This window comes from Okeania sp. (assembly GCF_983059655.1).
On record NZ_CEZPJD010000587.1, the window covers coordinates 1 to 5,104 of the forward strand.

General features: G+C 36.4%; 3 protein-coding genes. All 3 read left to right on the forward strand.

What is annotated here, in order from left to right; genetic code table 11:
- Nucleotides 1–142 precede the first annotated feature (142 nt).
- The 3 genes from AC3DU7_RS24670 to AC3DU7_RS24680 all read left to right on the forward strand — a co-directional run bounded on the left by AC3DU7_RS24670 (nucleotide 143) and on the right by AC3DU7_RS24680 (nucleotide 4,956).
- On the forward strand, nucleotides 143–2,629 hold the full coding sequence (locus AC3DU7_RS24670; protein ID WP_488041939.1) for a hypothetical protein: 2,487 nt from the start codon (nucleotides 143–145) through the stop codon (nucleotides 2,627–2,629).
- Between the two features lie 122 nt (nucleotides 2,630–2,751).
- Nucleotides 2,752–4,011, forward strand: a complete 1,260-nt coding sequence (locus AC3DU7_RS24675; RefSeq protein ID WP_488041940.1) for a hypothetical protein — start codon at nucleotides 2,752–2,754, stop codon at nucleotides 4,009–4,011.
- Nucleotides 4,012–4,086: 75 nt separating this feature from the next.
- A complete protein-coding gene (locus tag AC3DU7_RS24680) occupies nucleotides 4,087–4,956 on the forward strand; it encodes an IMS domain-containing protein (RefSeq protein ID WP_488041941.1) in 870 nt (289 codons plus the stop codon).
- The last annotated feature ends 148 nt before the right edge of the window (nucleotides 4,957–5,104 follow it).

Below are 5,104 nucleotides of genomic sequence, written 5' to 3' on the forward strand. Positions count from 1 at the left end.
AAATCAATCAGGAGATAGAAAATTACAGAAACAGTTCACTGCCAGGAGAAAAATTTTAAGAGATTTCAAGAAGAAATTTAGGGCTTTACAAAAAGAAATGAAAGCAGCAAAGTAAGTACTAATTAAATTATTGGAGGTAAAAATGGTAAAACATCACGCTTTAGATAAAGTTATTCGTAAAGTAGAAAAAGCTGAAGCATCTGCTAAAAGCAAAACTAAATCTTCTACTGAAAAAATCGTAGTTCTTAACAAACAAAAAAAGGAGTATTTGAATAAAATACCCTTTATAGATGGCAAGAATATAGTATATTACCTAGTTTGTAACAGCAATGATGCATCAAATGTTGCCGAACGTACAGATCTACCTGTGGAGGTAACGGATTTTGGGAATAATCGTAAACTTCGTATTTCTGTAGCTTATCGCGCTAGTTGCTCTCCTGGAAAAGAACGACAAGTTGCTCTAGCTCTCTGTAGTGATGATTCTCCTGGTGATGAATTGGATAAGAGAGTCAAGAGATGGATGGCTGAACTAACTGACGAAAAGGCAAGCACATATATAGATGATTTTTTTGGTCAAGTAGAAGGTTTACAGACCTCCTTAAAGAAAAAAGCACAAGATGAGGTTGGTCTCAACATTGGTTTTCGGCTATCTCTAGGGGATGAGAAACAGCTCGAACCAGTTAAAATTGGTCCCACAGAAATTATCGTATACGTTTCAGATTCTGATGATGCTCTAGACCTTGAACTTCAAACCGAACTAATTGTTGATAATCCAATTCAAGCTGTGTCTAACCAGAAGTCTGGTTGGCTGATATCCTTAGTCAAAGTTACTAAGGAAGAAATTAAAAGCTACTTACTTGAAAAAGTTTCTATTACTCAGTTCTACTATGAATTGAAAGATACGGTTAGGAATGGATTAGTTGAGCATTTAGATAGGGTTCTTTGCGATCAAGGTCGTCGAGTTGGATATTTATATCTCAATAGTAAGACAGTTTCCTCATCTCCAGTTCCCAAAGAGCTTGTAGAAATAGGTTGTACTATCGATTGCAAAGTTCAGAAGTATACGGGTTTAGTATCTGTTGAAAATACTCTCCAGATGCTTCCTCAAGATGTCAGACGATATATATCTGCACAATCTCCTAACTTAGAAGCTTGGGTGCGGAGCAAACTGGAAAGAATTGTTAAGCCCTTGCTGCTTGAAAAGAAGTATGCAGATATACTGTGCGATTTTAGCAAAGAATCTGATGCAATTCGGCTGGAAATGCAGACTGAAGCTGAATCTATCGGTTATGTAGTCAAACACATAGTTTCTCTCCCAAAACAAGAACATAGTGAACTACTGGAAAGCCTGGAAATAATTGACAACTCAGAATTTTCAACCAATGCTACTGGTGTCAAAGTTAACTTAAGTACAGCTGTCAATCTCAAATTTAAGAGTCTTGAAAAAATTGAGGATTATCTCAATCAGACAGTTGATGAAATTAAAGACTTAATCAAAGAAGCAGTTAATAGTAGCACTAGAGAAAAGATACGCACTATTGACCCCGAAAGATTTTATATGCGTTTCTATGAACCGACAACAGGGGAAAAGTCGGTTGAACAAGAACTGAAAGATGTAATTACGAAAGTCTTAGAAGAACGTTTTGAGGCAATAGTAATTAGAGTTGTTCCTATTCCCGAACAAACAGATATTATTAATTATTTGCAAAGATTAATGGGAGTAGTGGGTTCTTTCAACTGTGAGGCGCTTTCTTTGACTGGTGGAGAGGCTGTTAAGTTTCAAGGAGAGTTCAAAATTTTAGGTATTGAGCAGGGTAGTTGGTATGTATTCCAGTCTGGGTTCCAATCAATGCGAGAATCACAGCAAGAGTTACTAAAAGAACTTAAGGCACTCAAAAAGCAATACTCTAAAGTTATTAACTTAGGTGATGTAGAAGACAACAGAGAGGAACTTGACGAAGTTAGCCAGAGAATTCGTGCTATAGAAAATGAGGTTTTTGGCATGGATAATATTAAAAGCTCAATAGAAAAGAGTATCAACGCTAAGTTGACTACCATTGACAGCGAATTTCTTAGATACACAGAAAATAAACATTTATCTACTATGGAGCGTTATGTCAATGAATGGGCCAGAGAGAGTGTTATTGAGCAATATGGTCTAGAAATTAAAATCAGAAACCTGCATCGCATCCGCACTGAAGGAGAAGAATATTTGTCTACAGCTAGAACTAAACTAGAGAAAGCAAAAGTAGATGAAGCTATAGCCCAAGTTGAGGCAAGAACTCAACAGCGTCAGAATCAATTAGAGATGTCCTTAAGAAAGAATAAAGCTCAATCTGATGAACTTAATAAACTTTATGAGCAAAGAGCAAAGTTGATTGCAGATTCAGATGCAGATACGGATGAGCTGGACTATTTGAATGAACAAATAGATCACTTAGAGAAAGAAATTCTTCGTCCTTCGTTAGAGGATGCTGGAAGCGCTCTTGATATATTAGAGCCTAAAAGAGATAAAGGTAAGAACACCCTCGCATTTGAAGAGCAAATGGGTCTACTACCAGACAAAAAAAACTTAGATTCTGATTCTAGCAGTGATACAAGCGTTCCTAATCAGGAAGACTTTATCTAAAAAACTGTAGGTAAGAACTGTTTTATTCGTTAAAACTAAGAAAATTTGTTCTCCTCTAGCAAGAATGTTTTGCTTAAGGTCGAAAAACTACTGAATATTTGTTAAGAAATTCACTAACAATTATGATAAAAGTAATATTTACAAGAAGCGATGGTACTGCTGAGAAAGCTATTGATGTCTCACCTGATTCAAAGTTAGGAGAGGATCGCGAAGAGGTACAGATGCTATTGGGTTTACCAGTAAATCCCCCTTACAAACTTGTTCTAGAAAGAACTAGCAAAAAATTAAGGGATAATTTGACATTTAAAGAGGCGGGTATTCAAGACAATGACAAGCTTATACTTTTTCCTTTAAATGCTCTTGATACGTACCAAGAGGATGAGAATGATACCTATAAAAAGAGTGATAAAACAAACAATATTTCTAGCACAACCGAAGAAAAAGAATCTCAATCATCTGTCAATTTTAAAGTTTTTCCAATAGGATTGATGATTGGCAGCATGGTATTAATTGCAGTAGTTGGAGGCTTGCTTTATCTCCAAACTCTACAACAACAAGCGATTATTAACGAGCAGTTAGAACACGAAAGAAGTCAAAAACAAGAAACCACAAGACAGCTAGAGCAAGAAAGAAGTCAAAGCCAAGAAATTGCAAGACTTTTAGAACAGGAAAGGAGTCAAAAATTTGTTCAAGATAAGTTTGATGCGGTTGCTGTAAATACCCAGATTTATCAAGGATATGTTTTTTTATCTAGTAAAAGTGGTAGAGAGTTCACAGGAAGGGTTACTAACTCTGAGATTAGGGAAGGAGGCAATATTGAAAAAAGAGGAGTTGGCGCAAGAATCAATTGGAATGATGGTAAAAATTCTTCAATTTTATTTATGAATAATTCTAGGGTTCGAGTCTGGGAAGCCGGGGTTGAGTACAGGGGCAAATGGTACTGGGGAACTAATGATGATTTATTATACGTCAAAATGGATGGGGGTGCTCAATATAAGTTTAGTAAAAGCCGACTATCTGCTAAAAGATATTTAGAAGAACCTCGTCGATCATCACCAGAAAAAGCTCTAAAAAATTACTACCAAACTTTAAACAATTATGAGTATCAAAGTGCTTGGAATTCTTTATCCTCTAGATCGCGACAAAGTACAAAAGCCCATCCAGAGGGATACAAGTCCTACATGGATTGGTGGACTCAAGTCGCAAGGATAGATGTACTAAGTACCAAATTGGTATCAGAAGATGGGTTTAATTCTACAGTGGACAGTAGACTACGGTATTTTACGAAATCTGGCCGAGAAATTAATCAAACCCTCCGCTTTTACTTTATTTGGGATACAGGTTCTAATCGTTGGCTAGTTAATAAAGTTGAGCGTTTGTAGCTGTAAATACTTAAGGTATATTAGACCAAGTTTTTTTAGTACAGTATAAAATTATTACATAAACAACTAACAAAAATGGAAGTAATATTTACAAGAAGTGATGATACTGCTGAGAGAACTATAGACGTCTCGCCTGATTCAAAGTTAGGTGAGTCTCGCGAAGCAGCGCAAATGTTATTGGGCTTACCAGAAAATCCCCCTTACAAACTTGTTCTAGAAAGAACAGAAAAAGAATTAAAAGACAATTTGACATTTGAAGAGGCAGGTATTCAGGACAATGACAAACTCATATTGTCTCCGCCGACTGATAAGAAAAAACCACCACCACCAGATCCTACTCCACCACCACCTACACCAGCTCAACCTGGTTTAGATTGGCGAACAGCAGTTATCATTGGGGGTGTAATTGGAGTATTTGGATTAGTTAGCTTGGTTTTGTCTCAAAATCGAGTTGTTGTAATAGAACAGACACCTAAACCTTCTCCTATACCACCAGCATCGCCAAAGCCTAGACCTGTTATACCACCTGCACCATCGCAGCCACCACCAGAGCCGTCCATTTCAGAGGAGAGAGCTGTTCAGTTAGTTCAGAGATACTTGGAGGCAAAGAAGGTAATGTTTGCTTCACCCTATAACCGTCAAATTGCCTCTGACATAGGTACTGGAGAATTCTATAAACAGGTAATTGGTTCTATAAATTCGTTACAAATAGATAGTGGTGGTGCATACTATAGGTACGGTGTACAGAGGATTGACAGAGTAGAAAACTTTGTTGTTCAGGGTAACACCGCAACAATTAAGGTAAAAATAACAGAAGATTACACTCTTTATAACCGAAATGGCTCAATTGATAGGGGCAACAGTGGTTTTAAAGCCTTAACAGTAATCTACAGTATGAAACTAATTAATGGGAACCTAAAAATTTCTGCTTCTAAAGTAATTTAATAAAAATGAAATTGTTTAAAATAGAGAAATTTAGTTTAAAAAACTGGTTAAAATTTATCTTAATTGCTATTTCTGTTGCTGGAATAGTTGTTTTGCTTGGAAAAGAAGTCCTACAGCTTTTACCTCAAAGTCCCAATATTCAAACTGC

What these genes read in the sequence shown, in the direction of transcription:
- AC3DU7_RS24670 (WP_488041939.1), top strand. Translation starts at nt 143, where the DNA reads ATGGTAAAACATCACGCTTTAGATAAAGTTATTCGTAAAGTAGAAAAA.
- AC3DU7_RS24675 (WP_488041940.1), top strand. Translation starts at nt 2,752, where the DNA reads ATGATAAAAGTAATATTTACAAGAAGCGATGGTACTGCTGAGAAAGCT.
- AC3DU7_RS24680 (WP_488041941.1), top strand. Translation starts at nt 4,087, where the DNA reads ATGGAAGTAATATTTACAAGAAGTGATGATACTGCTGAGAGAACTATA.